This window comes from Allorhizocola rhizosphaerae, assembly GCF_003426775.1.
Classification (GTDB): Bacteria; Actinomycetota; Actinomycetes; order Mycobacteriales; family Micromonosporaceae; genus Allorhizocola; species Allorhizocola rhizosphaerae.
In genome coordinates, this window is sequence record NZ_QJUG01000196.1 from 1 (window position 1) to 15,898 (window position 15,898).

At 69.0% G+C, this 15,898-nt stretch carries 14 protein-coding genes and 1 pseudogene; 5 read left to right on the plus strand and 10 right to left on the minus strand.

The features are described 5' to 3' along the window. Positions 1-408, plus strand: a 408-nt coding sequence (locus tag DM816_RS31615; protein ID WP_117214038.1) for a DUF1028 domain-containing protein, incomplete at its 5' end; no start/stop codon positions are given. A gap of 436 nt (positions 409-844) precedes the next feature. Beyond that, entirely contained in the window at positions 845-1,537 is a 693-nt protein-coding gene (locus tag DM816_RS31620) for a Crp/Fnr family transcriptional regulator (protein ID WP_117214050.1), read from the plus strand. A gap of 247 nt (positions 1,538-1,784) precedes the next feature. On the opposite strand, the gene DM816_RS31625 is transcribed toward DM816_RS31620, so the two are convergent. Next, the gene (locus DM816_RS31625; protein WP_162908041.1) at positions 1,785-2,063 is read right to left on the minus strand and encodes a hypothetical protein; all 279 of its coding nucleotides are present in this window, start codon (positions 2,061-2,063) and stop codon (positions 1,785-1,787) included. 161 nt (positions 2,064-2,224) lie between these two features. On the opposite strand from DM816_RS31625, the gene DM816_RS31630 reads away from it, so the two are divergent. Next, positions 2,225-5,608, plus strand: coding sequence for an adenylate/guanylate cyclase domain-containing protein (locus DM816_RS31630; protein WP_117214040.1), 3,384 nt, complete (start codon positions 2,225-2,227; stop codon positions 5,606-5,608). Here DM816_RS31630 and DM816_RS31635 read toward each other — a convergent pair. Further along, entirely contained in the window at positions 5,547-6,266 is a 720-nt protein-coding gene (locus DM816_RS31635; RefSeq protein WP_117214041.1) for a lysophospholipid acyltransferase family protein, read from the minus strand. The two genes, DM816_RS31630 and DM816_RS31635, sit on opposite strands and share 62 nt — an antisense overlap. A 76-nt stretch (positions 6,267-6,342) precedes the next feature. Here DM816_RS31635 and DM816_RS31640 point away from each other — a divergent pair, with 76 nt between their 5' ends. Then, positions 6,343-6,831 carry a hypothetical protein gene (locus tag DM816_RS31640; protein ID WP_117214042.1) on the plus strand — a complete coding sequence of 163 codons (489 nt, stop codon included), beginning with the start codon at positions 6,343-6,345 and terminating at the stop codon, positions 6,829-6,831. Positions 6,832-7,018: 187 nt separating this feature from the next. Here DM816_RS31640 and DM816_RS31645 read toward each other — a convergent pair whose 3' ends face one another. Genes DM816_RS31645 through DM816_RS31665 form a run of 5 tightly spaced genes read right to left on the minus strand, consistent with a single transcriptional unit; the run spans position 7,019 to position 12,167 of the window. Further along, entirely contained in the window at positions 7,019-8,359 is a 1,341-nt protein-coding gene (locus DM816_RS31645) for an ABC transporter permease (RefSeq protein ID WP_117214043.1), read from the minus strand. Next, the gene (locus DM816_RS31650) at positions 8,356-9,027 is read right to left on the minus strand and encodes an ABC transporter ATP-binding protein (protein ID WP_117214044.1); all 672 of its coding nucleotides are present in this window, start codon (positions 9,025-9,027) and stop codon (positions 8,356-8,358) included. Before DM816_RS31650 ends, DM816_RS31645 begins: the two co-directional genes overlap by 4 nt. Then, complete coding sequence (locus DM816_RS31655) at positions 9,024-9,968, minus strand: permuted SH3 domain-containing protein (RefSeq protein WP_117214045.1); 945 nt, start codon at positions 9,966-9,968, stop codon at positions 9,024-9,026. Before DM816_RS31655 ends, DM816_RS31650 begins: the two co-directional genes overlap by 4 nt. 37 nt (positions 9,969-10,005) lie before the next feature. Next, the gene (locus DM816_RS31660; RefSeq protein ID WP_425455295.1) at positions 10,006-10,770 is read right to left on the minus strand and encodes an alpha/beta hydrolase; all 765 of its coding nucleotides are present in this window, start codon (positions 10,768-10,770) and stop codon (positions 10,006-10,008) included. Continuing rightward, positions 10,767-12,167, minus strand: a complete 1,401-nt coding sequence (locus DM816_RS31665; protein ID WP_117214046.1) for a flavin-containing monooxygenase — start codon at positions 12,165-12,167, stop codon at positions 10,767-10,769. The genes DM816_RS31660 and DM816_RS31665 overlap by 4 nt, the downstream gene beginning before the upstream one ends. Before the next feature lie 66 nt (positions 12,168-12,233). On the opposite strand from DM816_RS31665, the gene DM816_RS31670 reads away from it, so the two are divergent. Beyond that, positions 12,234-12,965, plus strand: coding sequence for an endonuclease/exonuclease/phosphatase family protein (locus DM816_RS31670; RefSeq protein WP_425455296.1), 732 nt, complete (start codon positions 12,234-12,236; stop codon positions 12,963-12,965). Here DM816_RS31670 and DM816_RS31675 read toward each other — a convergent pair. From DM816_RS31675 to DM816_RS31685, 3 genes and pseudogenes are all read right to left on the minus strand, one after another. Further along, a complete protein-coding gene (locus tag DM816_RS31675; RefSeq protein WP_117214048.1) occupies positions 12,949-14,466 on the minus strand; it encodes a flavin monoamine oxidase family protein in 1,518 nt (505 codons plus the stop codon). The two genes, DM816_RS31670 and DM816_RS31675, sit on opposite strands and share 17 nt — an antisense overlap. Before the next feature lie 180 nt (positions 14,467-14,646). Then, the gene (locus tag DM816_RS31680; RefSeq protein ID WP_117214049.1) at positions 14,647-15,591 is read right to left on the minus strand and encodes an ROK family glucokinase; all 945 of its coding nucleotides are present in this window, start codon (positions 15,589-15,591) and stop codon (positions 14,647-14,649) included. 4 nt (positions 15,592-15,595) lie between these two features. Then, a pseudogene (locus DM816_RS31685) lies at positions 15,596-15,898 on the minus strand (hypothetical protein); the annotation flags it as partial.

Below are 15,898 nucleotides of genomic sequence, written 5' to 3' on the forward strand. Positions count from 1 at the left end.
CGGCTGCTCGCGGCGCTGCGCGCCGGCGACGAGGCGGGCGGCGACCGGCGCGGGCGGCAGAGCGCGGCCGTGCTCGTGGTCGAGCCCGGCAAGGGTTACGGCGGCACGAGCGACGTCGCGGTCGATCTGCGCGTGGACGACCACACCGACCCGTGCGGCGAGCTGGCCCGGCTGCTCGACGTGCACTCGCTGCTGTTTGACAGGGCCGACCCGGCGACGCTGCTGCCACTGGAGGGCGAACTCGCCGATGAGGTGCGGGCGCTGCTTCGGGTAGAGTCCGATTTGGACGATGCCCTGGCCGACTGGGCCGGGGTGGAAAACCTGGAGGAGCGTCTGGTACCCGGAAAAATAGATCCACTGGTTTTGGATCACCTCAGGCGGTCCGTCGAGGAGCGAACAGCGCGGTGACGCCCGGATGGGTGAATTTATCGTGAACATGGCGTGCCGTGCGCCGGCTGGCGGCCGCGTTATGCTGATCGGCCGGGGCAACGAGGCCCGACCGCCGGCCGGCACCCGACCCGACCGCCACCTGCCGTCGCTGTTCGTGTGGCCGTGCCTTCGCTAGGTGAGCGCGCGGCCGGGGGCGGCGCAAAGGCGGGCGGATTCATCCCTCCGGCCAGGCGAGTGCATCCGTCCGGCCGACGCTCCCAAGGGGTGCGAACTGCCGCGCGGACCGTATCGTCAGCCAGCACGCGCGGATTATGGCACGACGGCCGTCAGCACGGCACCCGTACGATGTGTCGGCGGTCGCGCGATCGCATAAGCGCTTGGGGTAGACGCCGACTACCAGGTCAAGCAATGATCTGACTGGCGTGTGGGGAATCAATGCACGAAAGGGATGGCGGTGGAGATACGCAATCCAGAGCCGGCAGACGCTCTGACCGGTGTGGATTTGTTCGCGGGGCTCGAACCCGAGATCAGGCAGCGGGTGATCGCGGCGGCCGTGCCACGCCAATTCCGCAAGGGGCAGCTGCTATTTGTCGAGAACGATCCGGGTGAATCCTTGATCGTCCTGAAGCGAGGGTCGGTCGCGGTCTTCCGCACCTCGCCCACTGGTGAGCGGGCCGTGCTCAGCGTGATGCGCCCGCCGGAGGTGCTCGGCGAGGTGTCGCTGTTGGACGGTTCGGCCAGGTCGCTGTCCGCCGAGGCGCTGGAGGACTGCTCGGCCCTGTCGCTGTCGCGCGGCGCGTTCATGGAACTGATCCACTCCAACCCGCGAATCCTCGACGCGGTCATGCGCTCGCTCGGCTCGCTGATCCGGCGCCTGACCGAGCAAAACGCCGACCACGTGTTCCTCGACCTGCCCGGCCGGGTGGCCAAGACCCTGGTGCGGCTCGCGGGCGAGAGCCAGGCTCCGATGATCACGATTGAGCTGAACCAGAGCCAGCTCGCGGAGATGGCCGGCGGCTCGCGGCAAAGCGTCAACCAGGCCATCGGCTCGTTCGCCAGCCGCGGCTGGCTGCGCACCGAGGGCCGGCGCATCGTGGTGATGGACGTGCCCGCGCTACGCCGCCGCGCCGGCATGACCGACCGCTAATCGCCCGCGCGACCCCCCGCGTCACCCCTGCGGGTTTGGTTCCTTCAGGCGAAGCCGTGCTCTTGCGCGGTCGAAGCCGGGCGCGGCCCGCGTCACCCCCGCGGGTTTGGTTCCTTCAGGCGAAGCCGTGCTCTTGGCGCGGTTGGGGCCGGGCGCGGAGCGATCCGGGCCCAACCGCTGCGGCAACAGAGCGCGGTTAGGGCCGGCCACGAAGTGGTCCGGCCCTAACCGCTGCTGAAGATTCAGCTCAATTGCCGCCGCCGCCGGTGGTGTCGTCGGTCGGGCCCTGGTAGTCGCCGTCGTCGTCGGGCTCGGAGCCGGTCGGTCCCTGGTAGTCGGACGTCTGCGGCTCGACGCCGGTCGGCCCCTGGTAAGGGTCTTTCTCTTTGGTGGGCTCGGTCATTGTCTCCACAATCCCCTGTTCTTCTAGTTCAGCCAAAGTGATCGCATCGACGTCGATATGTTCACCGGCGCCGTGAACCCCACCCGCCGGGTCGATCCAGGCGGTTGCCAGCCGTACCAACATCGCACGCGCCTCCATGGTCCAATGGCGATCCGTGCCACGAAACTCTAGCCGGGTGGCCCTGTAGGGAAAGTCCCTTGTCGGCTTCGCTACAGCAACACGGCCGATGTACCCGGATGAGCCCCGGTAGGAGATACTGAATCCCCAGACGACCTGGTGGAGATGTGAGCAACCCTACCTGCACGAAATGCGCACGTGTGGCCGGGCCAGACGACAGGTTCTGTGGCGGCTGTGGTTCCGCGTTGACGCAGAGCTGTCTCCACTGTGGACGGTCGCTCACGCTTGACGCCGCCTTCTGCACGTCATGCGGGCAGCAGGTCGGCTCCGCACCGGTCGTGGTGAACAACGAGGACCGCCGGCGGATCAGCGTGCTGTTCATCGACATGGCCGGGTTCACCTCGTTTTCCGAGCTGGCCGACCCGGAACAGGTCCGGACCGTGCAAAGGGAGTACTTCCTCACCGTGCGCGAGGTGATCCACCAGTACGGCGGGATTCTGGAGAAATACATCGGCGACGCGGTGATGGCCGTCTTCGGTGCGCCGATCGCGACCGAGGACGACGCGCTGCGGGCCGTGCGGGCGGGCCTTGAGGCGCAGCGCGTGCTCAGCCACGGCCGGCTGGGCCAGTTCGCCACGTTCCGCGTGGGGATCGCCACGGGCGAGGCCCTGGTCGACCTGGCCGCGATGCGCGATGGCGGGCAGGCGATGGCCTCCGGCGACGTCGTGATCACCGCCTCGCGGATGCAGACCGTCGCGCCCGAGGGGGGCGTGCTGGTGTGCGATGTCACGGCCAACGCGACGCAGCACGAGGTCGAATATGTGGAGCAGCCCTCGCTGACCCTGCGCGGCCGCAGCACGCCCAAACGGCTGTTCCTGGCGGTGTCGGCGCGCCTGCACCGACGCCATCGCGACGAGTCGACCCCGATGGTGGATCGCGAGCACGAGCGCGGCCTGCTCACCACGGCCCTGAACCGTACCATCCATGACAACAGGACCCAGCTCATCACGATCTTCGGACCGGCGGGCATCGGCAAGAGCCGGCTGCTGCGCGAGCTCGCCCGCCACGCGCGCCGCCGGCACGACGGCAAGGTGAAGTGGCGCATCGGCCACTGCCCGCCGTTCGGTGAGAATGTGACCTACGCGGCCCTGGCCGAGATCGTCAAGGCGGAGTTGGGCATCCTCGACACTGACGACCAGCCGACGGTCCGGTCCAGACTGGACAACGCGCTGCAGGCGATCACGACGCCGCGTGAGGCCGCGCGGCTGACCGAGGCGCTGGGCCCGCTGGTGGGCCTGCCGACCACCGGGCTCAAGCCGGAGGAGCACGAGCAGGCCTGGCGGCGGTTCCTGATCGCCATGGCGTCGGCCGGCCCGACCGTGCTGGTGTTCGAGGACATGCACTGGGCCGACCAGAAGATGCTGCAGCTGGTGGAGATGCTCGGCAGCCTGGGCAAGGGGCTGCCGCTGCTGATCATCGCGACCGCGCGGCCGGAGCTGCGCGAGCGCCGTCCGGATTGGACGAGCGCGGTCACCGGCGCCGTGTCGATGTCGCTGGGGCCCATGCCCGACGAGCACATCACCACGCTCTACGAGCTGATGGCCGGGCAGGCGGTGTTCGCCGAGGACAGCATCAAGCCGCTGGTCGAGCTGGCCGGCGGCAATCCGCTCTACGCGCACGAGTTCGTGCGCATGCTTATGGAAAAGGGCGAGCTGCGCCAGGTCGGCCTCACGTGGACGCTCAGCGATCCCGACCGTGCGCAGATGCCGCTGACCGTGCAGGCGGTCATCTCCAACCGCATCGATCTGCTCGACCAGACCGATCGCGCGGTGCTGCAGGCCGCGGCCGTGGTCGGCATCCACTTCTGGCCCGGCGCGATCGCGGCCGTGCTGGGCATGACGGTCGACATGGTGAACCGCTCGCTGCAGCGGCTGCAACAGCGCGATCTGGTCAGCGAGGTGCCCGTCTCGGCAATGGCGGGCCAGGTGGAGTACGGCTTCCGGCACGTGCTCGTGCGCGACGTCTGCTATCAGCGACTCCCCCGGGCGCAACGGGTCACCCACCACTCGCACGCGGCCGACTGGCTGGAGTCGCTTGTGGACGATCGCACCAACGACCTGGCCGAGGTCATCGCCAACCACCGCTGGGCGGCGCACGAGATCAGCCGCACCATCGGGCTGGACTCGATGCCATACGCTCCGGCGGCGCGGGCGGCGCTGCACCGGGCGGCCCGCCGGGCCTACGCGCTGGGCGCGATCGATGCGGCGATCATCGCGGTGGATCGCGCGATCGGGCTCAAGCTCGACGACGATCCGGTGCTCGACCTGCTCGCCGCGGAGCTCGCGCTGCGCCGCGACGGTGACACCTTCCTCGCCGACGGGGGCATGGCCAAGCTTGAGGCGCTGGCCGAGCAGCTGATGCAGGCCGGCGACCACAGCGCCGAGGCGCGGGCCCTGACCCTGCTGGGCACGGCGGCGTGGGCGCGGGCGGACCGGGCCACCGCGCTGTCATATCTCGATCAGGCGGTGAACCGTTACGAGTCGCTGCCCGAGAGCATCGAACAGGCCGAGGCGCTGCTGGAGCTGGCCCGGGTGCACATGGTCAACTATGAGACGCCGCCCGCGATCGCCGCGGCCGAGGCGGCCGCCGACATCGCCGGGCGGCTCGCGCTCGCGGAGGTCAACGCCGACGCCCGGATCACCTCGGCGGCCGCGCGCTTCCTGGCGGGAGCCCCCGGCGGCCTGACCGAGCTCGCGGCGATCACCAAGCACTGCCGCGAGCAACGGCTGAGCAGCAGCCGGCGGGCCATGCTCAACCTCGCGTGGGCCATGATGGAAGACGGTGACCTCGCCCGCTACGCCCAGCTGCTCGACGAGTGCCAGACGCTCAACGGCAACGCCAATGTGATCGCGACTCCGGACAGCGGCGCCGACCTGGCATACTTCTCCGGCGACTGGCGGCGCCAGATCTCCGAGACCAACAAGACCATGCGCCTGCCCAGTGCGCAGTGGGATCCCAACGCCGTGCTCACCACCGCGTGGCTACAGGTGATCCGCGGTGAGGAGCCCAACGACGACGCGGTGATGAGCCTGCTGAACTCCGCGCGGCACAGCGGGTTCCACCGCCCGCTGCGCAGCGCCGTGGCCAACATCGCGCTCTATCGCGCACTGCAGGACCGCATGCGGGAGGCGGCCGAGCTGCTGTCCGAATTGGACGCCGACTTCCGGGCGGCGATCTCGTTGCCGTTCTGCGAGTGGGCGGTGGCCGCGGGCCACGCCGCGCACCTGGTGGGCGGCGAGGCCCAGCGACAGATCCAGGGCATGTTCGAGCTCGCTCCCCGGCGCACGGTCTGGGTCGAGGCGGCCATCGCCACGGTCGACGGTGACCATCTCACGGCCGCCGACATCTTCGGCCGGATCGGTGACAAGAGCGACCAGGCGCTGTCGTGGGCGTGGGCCGCGCGGGCCGGGCATCTGCCCGACGCCGAGCTCAACCAATTGCGGGAGTTTGCACGGGTGAATAATGCGGCGTGGCTGTTGTCTGCTCCTTGATTTTCTGCGCGTAGACGTCGACGTACTCGCGGCCGGACAGCTCCATCAGCTCGTACATGATCTCGTCGGTGATGGCCCGCTCGACCAGGCGGTCGCCGAGCCGGTCGGCGTAGCGCGAGAAGTCCATCGGCCTGCCGAAGCGGATCTTGACTCGCATCACCTTCGGGATCAGCTTGCCGGTCGGCTGGATGATGTCCGAGTTGAGCATGGCCACCGGGATCACGGGCGCGCCGCTTTCGAGCGCGAGCCGGGCGACACCGGTCTTGCCGCGGTAGAGCCGGCCGTCGGGCGAGCGCGTGCCCTCGGGGTAGATGCCGGCCAGATCGCCCTCGCGCAGCACCCGCAGCAGGGTGTCGAGCGCGGCCTTGGCGGCGTCGCCTCCGGTGCGATCCACGGGGATGCACCCGGTACTAAGGAAAAATTGTTTTGTCAGCCAGCCCTTGATGCCCTTGCCGGTGAAGTATTCCGCCTTGGCCACAAAGGTGACCCGGCGCCGCACCACCAGCGGCATGAAGATCGAGTCCGAAAACGACAGATGGTTGCCGGCCAGGATCGCGGGACCGCGGGAGGGGACGTGACGCAGCCCCTCGATCTGTGGGCGGAAGATCAGCCGCAGCCATGGACCCAGGAAGATGTACTTGAGCAGCCAGTAGATCACTAAGAGCCACCCCGGGGTAGTAGGGACGTTGGTCAGCCTACTGCCGCACGCCCGTTTCGCGTGTCAGACTGGACCGGTGCCAGGCCCTGAGAGGGAAGATCAGCAGCCGGCCGACCACATCGACGCAGAGTTCGCGAAGATTGTCGCTGGGTTCGACGCCGTGCCCAGCTGGCCGGACGACGACGAAGACGGTAAGCAGCCCCCGCCGGCGCAACCGCAGCAGGGGCCGCTCTGGCCTGCCACGGGTCCGGTGCTGAACGAGCCGACGCTGCTCGACGGCTTGGACACGTTCGGGGCCGGCCTGCCTGACGGGCCCGACGACAAATACGTCCCGCCGCCGCCGCCGCCCCTGCCGCGCGTCCCGTTCGCCGCGGTGTTCTCCGTGCTCGCCATCGTGGCCGGGTTTGTGCTGTTCATGGACCGCACGCTGCTGCCGGTCGCCGGCGGGGTGAGCATGGTGCTCGGGCTGTGCCTGGTGTTCGGTGGCGCGGCCGCGCTCATCATGCGGCTGCGGCCGGGCGGGCCCGATGACGACCCGCCCAGCGACGACGGCGCCGTCGTGTAAAACCGCGGGCTCGCGGCGGCATCCGGCCTGCCCGATCTTGAAGGTGCTCGGGCAATTCCGGCTCGGAGATGTGGGCCTTCGGCCGCCACATCGCGATTCGGAGAAGCCGGTCCTTGCCTTCAAGATGGGGAGGGAAGATGCCGCCTTCAGGCGAGCCCGCCCGCGTTGCTTTGCACGCGCAAAGAATTCAAGCGCGCATGACGGTCGCGATCGGGATGCGTGCGGCCCGCAGCGCCGGGATGAGCCCGCCGAGCAGCCCGGCGATCAGGCCCGCGACGACTCCCGCGACGCCTGCCTGCCACGGGAACTCCGTCGTGGCCAGCACCGGGTGCACCTTGCCCAGATATCGACCCACGTAGTTGAGTGCCAGCATGCCCGTGCCGATGGCCGCGCCCGCGGTCAGCAGCCCGGTCAGCAGGGTTTCGGCCAGGACGATCCCGGCCAGCAGGGAACGCGACGTGCCGACGGCCCGGCGCAGCGCGAACTCCTCGACCCGCTCGCCGACCGTGGCGAGGCCCACGTTGAGGATCCCGGCCACGCCGATCAGCAGCACCAGCCCGGCCATGCCGAGGAACACCCAGCGGATCAGCGCCAGCTGGTCGGCCACGCGCTCGCGCGAGTCGACCGGCTCGGCGCGCAGTTGCTGCGCGAACTCGAGTCCGCTTGCCGCCAAGCGGGTTTTGAGGATCTGCATGACGTCGGTGGCGTGCGGCTCCATCAGCAGTTGCAGTCCCGTCCCTCCCTGCCGCAACTGCTCGGCGGGCAGCCAGTTTTGCAGCTCGTCCATGCGCACATAGGCCCGCGGTTCGCCGATCCCGTCATCGACCACCCCGAGGATCTGTGGGGTCATGTTGGCGGTCGCACCCGAGATTCTCATTTCAGCCGGTACCGCATACGTGCCGAAGAACTTGGCCGCCTCCTTGTTGAGCACGATCCGGGGCGCGAGCGACGCCGCCGAGGCGAAGTCCAGCCACTGCCCGCTCTGCTGGCGGAACGGCTTGAACTGCCGCACATCGCCGGTCATCGCGCTCAGCCGCAGTTCGATGGCCTGCCCAGGGGTCTCCGGCAGCGACGACTCCTTTTGCCCGATCGGATAACAGCCCCGTGGGCCGCAGATGAACTCGCCGCCGTCGGGTCTGGTAAGCCTCGGCCCGCCCTGGCCCTCGGCGACCGCCGCGAACGGCATGCCACCCCGATTGATCGGCGTCACCTTGGGCTCGCCGATGATGGCCGACATGTCGGTGGTCGCGACCACGTCGGGCCTGTCCTTGACCGTGTCGAGCGCGGTCTCCAGCGCCTTGCCCTCCGTCGGCACGTACATCTGCAGGGTGCCGTCCTTGCCCATGGTCAGCTCGGTTTCGCCGAGCGCGGCCCGCCGGGCGGTCTCGGACGCGGCCTGCACGACGACCACCGCGAGCACGCCGAGGAACAGGCTCATGATGGACAGCAACGTGCGCAGCTTGCGTGCCCGGATCCCTTGCAGCCCAATGATGAGCGCCGACCGCAGGCGCCCCTTCAGCCGGATCACCGCGCCTCCCCCAGTTGACCCTCGGACAGGCGCAACACGCGGTCCATCCGGTTGGCGTGCTCCCAGTCGTGTGTCACGAGCACCAGCCCGCATCCCTCCTTGGTCGCCTCGTGCAACACGTCGATCACGAGGTTGCCGGTCTCGGTGTCCAGCGCGCCGGTCGGCTCGTCGGCCAGCAGCATGCGCGGTTCGCGCACCAGCGCCCGCGCGATCGCGACCCGCTGCTGTTCGCCGCCGGACAGCCGGGGCGGCCGGTGTTTGGCCAGATGCGCGATGCCGACCCGGTCCAGGGCGGCCATCACCTTCGCCCTGCGCTTGCGGCGCGGCAGCCAGCCCTGCCCGTTGACCAACGCCATGGCCACGTTTTGCGCCGCCGTCAGGTGCTTGAGCAGGAAGAAGCGCTGGAAAACGAACCCGAACTCGGCGCTGCGCAGGGCGGCCGCCCTGCGCTCTGGCAGGCGCGTGATGTTGCGCTCGCCCAGCAGGTAGCTGCCGCCGTCGGGCCGGTCGAACAGCCCGATCAGGCTCAGCAGCGTGCTCTTGCCGGAGCCGGAGCGGCCGAGCACGGCGATGGCCTCTCCACTGTGGACGGTCAGGTCCACCCCGGTCAGGATCTGGTTGCCCTGCAACGATTTGGTGATTCCGCTCAGGCGCACCAGCGGGATCACTTGGACCTCACGGGGACCGGGAACTTGTCCGCCGGGATCGGGCCGCCCGGCCCCTGCGGCGGCACGTTCAGGTTGGGCCCGGGGACGGCGACGTCTTCATCACCGGTCAGGCCCGACTTGATTTCGATCACGCGACCGTCGGTGAGCCCGAGCACGACCTCGCGCGTCTGGCGCGTGCCGTCGGGCAGCACGATGTCGACCTGACCCTTTCCCTGGGTGCCCGCCACCGCCTCCACCGGGAGCACCAGCGCGTTGGCTGCGGTCTCGGTGACCACCTCCAGCGTGGCACCCGCACCATTGATCATCTTGACCCCGGTGGGCGGGATGCACACCAGCTTCATGCCCGTGGCCGCCTGCTGGTCGTTTTGCTGCTGCTGTTGCTGGTCCTGTTGCGGCAGCGCGTTGATCGTGCCGAGCACGCTGCACGCGAACGGGCCGGGACCGCCCTGGATCTGCGCCTGCACCGAACCGATCGAGCCCGCGATCTTATAGGCCTGCGCACCGTCGATGTCGGCCACGATGCCGTAGCCGACGTGCTTGGCCGAGACGATGGGCGTGCCCGCGGTCACGGTCGACCGGTCGTCGGCCAGCCGGTTGAGGAAGACCGCACCGGCGGGCACGTCGATGTTGTGCCGCTTGTTGCCCTTGGCCACGACCGCCGCGACCCGCGTCGGCTTGGTCGGGGTCGTGGTCGGTGGCGTCACGTCGACGTAGCGGACCTGCCCGTCGGCCGGGGCCTCCAGACCGAAGACCGGGTTGAGCGTCACCTTGCCGGTCAAGCTCACCCGGTTGGTGAGGGTCTGCCGGGTGGCCTTGACCTTCGTGACGGTGGTGCCGCGCGGGAGCAGACCGGGGGTCTGCGCGGACTCCTTAGTTGCGGCGTCGCACGCCGCTGTGGCTAGAGCGGCTAGACATACGCCGAATAGTTGTCGTCGATGCACATGAAGGACGACGCCCGAGCGGGGGTGAAGGTTGCACTCACGATTTGTCCAGCCAATCGAGGATCGCGTCGATCGGTTCGCGCCAACGGGCATCGAGCATCAGATCGTGGCCCATGCCCGGGAACAGAAGCGGCGCGCCTCCGTAGCGCCGGGCCACCTTGCGCACGGCCGAGTCTGGCACGATCCGGTCGTCGGGGCTGCCGACCACGAGCACTGGCGGATCGCCGACCGGGTCTTCGGGCGCGCGGCCGCGCAACAGCTGCCACTGCGCCTTGCTTGAGGCACGGCCGAGGCGCTTGGCGTAACCGCGGGCGACGCTGGCTGGTACCTCCCTGGAAAAAAGCTGGGACGCGGGAAGCCGCAGCCGGCCGCCGAAGAGCGCGGGCAGGCAGATGAAGGGGTTTCGAAGGGCCGTCCCGACGCCGCCGAACACGGGAGCCATAAGCACGGCAGCCCGTGCCGGATAGCGCGCCAGCGCATGGGCCGCAGCCAAAGCGCCCGCGCCATGGGCCACGATAACCGCGCGCTTGGGCAGGCTGGCCGCGACCTGTGCCACGTCGTGGGCGTAGGCACGCAACGTCGCGTCTTTGTTGTCGCGCAAGCTCATGGCATAGGCAGGGAAGCCACGATCGGCCGCATGCTCCAGCCAGTGCTCGTGGTAAACCCATGCGCCATGGCCGAACCCGGGCACGAACAACACGGGCGGCTTGCCCTCGTCGAGCTCGGGCGTCGCTCGCAACACCTCACGCTTGGCCGCCGGGACGGGGAACGCCCACTCCTTCTGCCGCAACACCTTTATCACGCTGTTGCCTCCTGCAGCAGGCGTTCGATGCCCTTGAGATAGCTGATGTGACTGACCTCGAACCAGTGCCGCGCCGTGCCACGCACCTTGGCGTCGGTCCAGCGCTTGTCCGCTTCGGAGTCGAGCTGACGGAACACGGCGGCCGCCTTGGCCGGTGCCGTGTCGCGCAGGCGCAGCAGCCGCGCGAACGTGACCACCTGCCAGTGCACCAACGGGAACACGCCCGAGTCCGGCTGCAGCAGGCCCGCCACCATGAGCGTGGGCAGCCGCTTGGGGAAGGCGTGCATGGCCAGGCGGGGCTTGCCGTCGGCGGTCATGCCCAGCAACTCGGGATCGATGAACTCGAAACTGGGTTGGTATCCGGTCGCCATGACGACGAGATCGGGCTCGATCTCCCGCCCGTCGGTCAGCTCCACGGAAGTTCGATGAAATTGCTTGATATCCGGTACCGGTTGGATCGCACCGTGCCCGAGGTAGTACACCAGCAGGCTGTTGACGATCGGGTGCGACTCATACACCTTGTGATCCGGCTGGGGCAGGCCGAAGCGCGCGAGGTCGCCGACCGTCGAGCGGATCGTGCGTGCCGCGAGGCTCTGCCGCAGGCGCAGCGGCAGCCTCAGCCACAGCAGCGTGTCGTTGACCTGATCGGTGGGCCGGCCGAGCGCGTACTTCGGGCTGTACCAATATCCGCGCCGGGTCGAGTGCCAGCACCGGTTGGCCTGCTGCGCCGCCTCCACCGCGATGTCGCAGCCGGTGTTGCCCGCCCCAACCACGAGCACCTTGCGACCGCGCAGCTGTGCGGCGTCCTTATAGGACGATGAGTGGATCAGCTCGCCCTTGTATCCGTCGAGCCCGTCATAGGCGGGCATGCGCGGAAACCAGTTGTGCCCGTTGGCGATCACCACGGCCGCGTAGCGGTGGATCCGCTCGCCGCCGTAGCCGCCCGTGCTGCGGGTCGTCACGTCCCACCGGCCGTGGTCGGTCGGCTCCACCTTGACCACCTCGGTGCCGAACCAGATGTGCGGGCGCAGCTCGAAATGGTCGGCGTAGTGCTCGAAGTACTGCAGCAGCTGGGTGTGCTTCGGATAGTCGGGCCAGTCGTCGGGCATCGGAAAATCGGGAAACTGCGTGAACGGCTTCGACGAGATCAGGTGGGTGCTCGCGTAGACCGGGCTGCGGTCGTGCCGGTAGTTCCAGCCGCCGCCGACGCTCGTCTCGCGCTCGTAGCAGTCGACGCCGAACCCGGCCTCCTTCAGATTCTTGATCGCCGTCAGGCCGCTGGGCCCGGCCCCGATCACGCAGACCGTGTCGCCCCGGTCATACACCGGCCGCCCGTCCCGCCACGCCGTCGCCTGCCCGGTATCACCGTAGCCGTCGCTGTAGCCCGATGTAGTCACCTGGGCATCTTCGGTGATCCTGGCCCGGATTGTCCAGTGGTGGCGGCGTTGCTGGCACTAGTCTCGATAGGCGTGGGGATCGGTCTTCGTGTCGTCACGTACAACGTGCACTCGCTGCGCGACGACGTTGGTGCCCTGGCTTTGCTCATGCGGGAGCTGGAGCCCGACATCGCGATCATCCAGGAGGCGCCGCGCCGGTGGCGGTGGCGCACCAGGTGCGCTCGGCTCGCCCACTCGTTCGGGCTCTACTACGCGGCCGGGGGCCTGCCCGCTTTAGGCAACTTAATCTTGACGACATTGCGGGTACGGGTCGAAAGCACATGGCATCTCCGCTACCCGCTGACCCCGGGCAGGCACATGCGCGGCGCGGCGTTCGCCCGCTGCACGGTGCCCGGTACGGACCCGTTCGTCGTTTCCGGTTCACATCTGTCCACTCACGACAGAGAGCGGGAGGCGCAGGCGACACTGTTGCTCCGCGCGCTGGACTCCTTCCACGACCCCGTAATCCTCGGCGCCGACCTCAACGAGACCCCCGACGGGCCCGCGTGGCAGATGCTCGCGTCCGGCCGGACCGATCCGGGCTCCTCGCCCACCTTCCCCGCCCGCTCACCGGACAGGCGCATCGACGCGCTCCTCATCGACCCCCGCATCACCGTCGATTCTTGCTTCGTAGCCGACACGCCCTTGGCCGTGCAATCCAGCGACCACCTCCCCCTCACCGCCGACCTCACCTTCCCCCACCACCGCGCCCACTTCGTCGAACAGGGACGTGAGTTCATGATCAACCGGAAGGGGTGAGGACCCGGGTGGGGGTTTCGTGGATTTCGCGGGCTGCGCGGATGCCGGACTCCAGTGCTCCCTGAATCCAGGCGTGGTACAGCGAGCAGTGCTCGCCCGCGAACCAGATCCGGCCCTCGGGCGCCACGATGTGCTCCTGCATCCGCGTCACCTGGCCCGGCTCGAACTGCGCGAAAGCACCCCCGGCGAACGGGTCGTTGAACCATGCATGCGAGGCGCCCACCTCGAACTCGTCCACGATCTCTGGGTGGATCTTCGCCACGTCCTCCAGCGCCTGCTCGATCCGGTCGGACTCAGACATCGAGCCCCACCGAAGCGCGTCCTGCCCCCACGTGTAGCTGGCGAGCAACACACCCCGCTCGGTGTCGTAGTCCACAGTGGACGGATAGACGATGCGCCGGATCGGCAGATCGGTGGCCGTCGTCCCGCCCACGATGTGGTAGGGCGCCTGCTCCCAGAACCGCCGCCGCACCTGGAACAGGATCTTCGTGGACGCGTTGTACCGCAGCTCCCGGATGGCCTGGCGCTTCTGGCGCGACAGCGCGGGCGTCACCTCGACGTTGCTCAGCACGGGGAACGGCAGCGTGCAGATCGCGTAGTCGCCGTGCACCTGATAGTGCCCGCCGCGATTGCGATAGTGCACGGTCACCCCGTGCTCGTCCTGCTCGATCGCGTGCACGACGGCCCCGAACCGCACCCGTCCCTCGATGCGCCGGTAGAACGACTGCGCGAGTAAATCCGTACCCCCATCAATGAATTGCATCTCTTCAAAGGCCCGCCCGATGATCTCGAAGAACTGCTCGACCACGGCGGTGTTCATGTTCTGCTCGCGAAAGCTGAGGACCGCGTACATCTCGATCGCGCCCTCGGACCAGCCCTTGGACTGCAGGAACTCGCGCAGCGAATACTGGTCGTACTGACGCATGATCTGATCCCAGCCCGCCTGTCCCGACCGCTCGTGCAGCTCGCGAATGTCGCGTGTCGACTCGTCCCACAGTTGGGTCCACGTCTTGCCGCGCTCGTGCTCGGCGAGCTCGAACGGCAGCTCCTGCGGTTGCAGGTCGGCCTGCTCGAAGGTGGTCGTGCGACCGGCGAGGTGCAGCAGCGTCCGGTTGTTGTTCATCACGAACGGGCGCATACGCAGCCCGAAAAGCTTGCAATATTCGAGGGTGAGCGTGTGCACCTTGGGGATGCGCATCGCGCCCGCCTCCGCGTAGAGGCCCGGCGCGAACTCGCGCATCGTATAAACCCTTCCGCCGACGCGGTTTTGCGCCTCCAGCACCACCGGCTCGTGGCCCTGCCGGTCGAGCTCGAACGCGGCCACCAGCCCGGCCATGCCCCCGCCGATCACGATGACCCGCTTGGGTTGCTGCTCCCGCGCTGCCAGCCCCTCCTTCGCCGTGGCCAGCAGTTCCTGCGGGACCGGCGGCGCTGCCGTGGGCGGGGGTTGTGGGCTGGGCTCAGGGATTCCTATCGCTGCGCCAGGCGTTCCGGTACTCATAGAAAAAAGCTATTTTTCCTCTGGTACCGGGTAAAGCCACGTCCCCCGTGCGAGCCCACTCATTCATCTCATGTTCGCCGCCGCCAGGACGGCCGCTCTCAGCCTGTGGTTTCCGGGCGCCGCACCACCCGGACGGGCGAAACGCCGCCGCGTGTAGGCAACGTCGCCACATCCGTGGGCTCACGTGCGCGCGAGGTCCGCCGCTCCGATCACGCCCGCGTTGTTGCCGAGCAGGGCCGGGCGCAGTTCGGCGTGCTGCAGCCGGGCGCGCTGCGCGAGAGCCTCCTGATAGGACAGTCGGGTCGGGCCCATCAGCAGCTCGCCCGCGTCGATGACACCCCCGCCGACCACGACCACCTGCGGGTCGAGCAGCTGCACGATGTCGGCCAGGCCCTTGCCGAGCCAGCTGCCGATCTGCGCGAACGCCTCGACGGCGACCTCGTCGCCGGCCCGCGCCGCGTCGGTCACCATCAGCCCGGTGATAGCGTCGGGCTCTCCCCCGGCGGGCTCCAGCAACAGCTTCGCCCGTTCGGGCATGGCCACGGCCCCGGCCCGCGCGTAGCGCACGAGCGCGTTGCCGCTCGCGTACTGCTCCAGACAGCCCAGCCGGCCACACCCGCACAGCTGCCCGTCCGGCACGGCAAGCATGTGCCCGTTCTCGGCGGCCACGCCGTGCGCGCCCCGCAGCAACTGTCCACCCAGGACGATCCCGCCGCCGATGCCCGTGCCCACGGTGAACATGACCATCGAGTCGTCCGCGTCCTCGGCCGCACCATAGCGAAACTCGGCCCACGCCGCGACGTTGGCGTCGTTTTCCACCACGACCGGCACCTTGACGCCCGCCTGCACATAGTCGCGCAGGGGCTCGTCGCGCCACGCCAGGTTGGGCGCGAACAGGACGGTCGAGCGCGTGGCGTCGATCCAGCCGGCCGCGCCGATGCCGACCGCCTCGACCTCATGCTTGGCGGCCAGCTCGTTGACCACTTCGACGATGACGTCACGGGTCGCGGCCACATCGTCGGCGGGCGTCGGTCGCCGGCAGGTCTCGATGACCTTCCCGGACGGGTCGACGACGCCTCCGAGCACCTTCGTGCCCCCGATGTCCACACCGATCGTCAGCGACACGCCGTCACCCTTCCTCGACCCTGGGGGCTGCCTTCTTGACCGCCTTCTTCACGACCTTCTTGACCACCTTTTTGGGCTGCGCCCCGTTGCCTGCCGCGTCCGCCGGCCTCGGGCCCGCCTGCTTCGGCGCGGCTTTCTTCGGCGCGGCCTTTCTAGGGGACACGCCGTTGTGCCCGGCGGGGGTCGCGTCGCCGCCCGGCTCGGTGGTGGCGGCCCGCCAGGCGGCGTCGCCCTTGGGCTGCGGGGCCGGCGTGGCGAGCGTGCGCAGGAACGAGGCGACTCCCGCTGCAAGGTCGCCCGCGCCGGT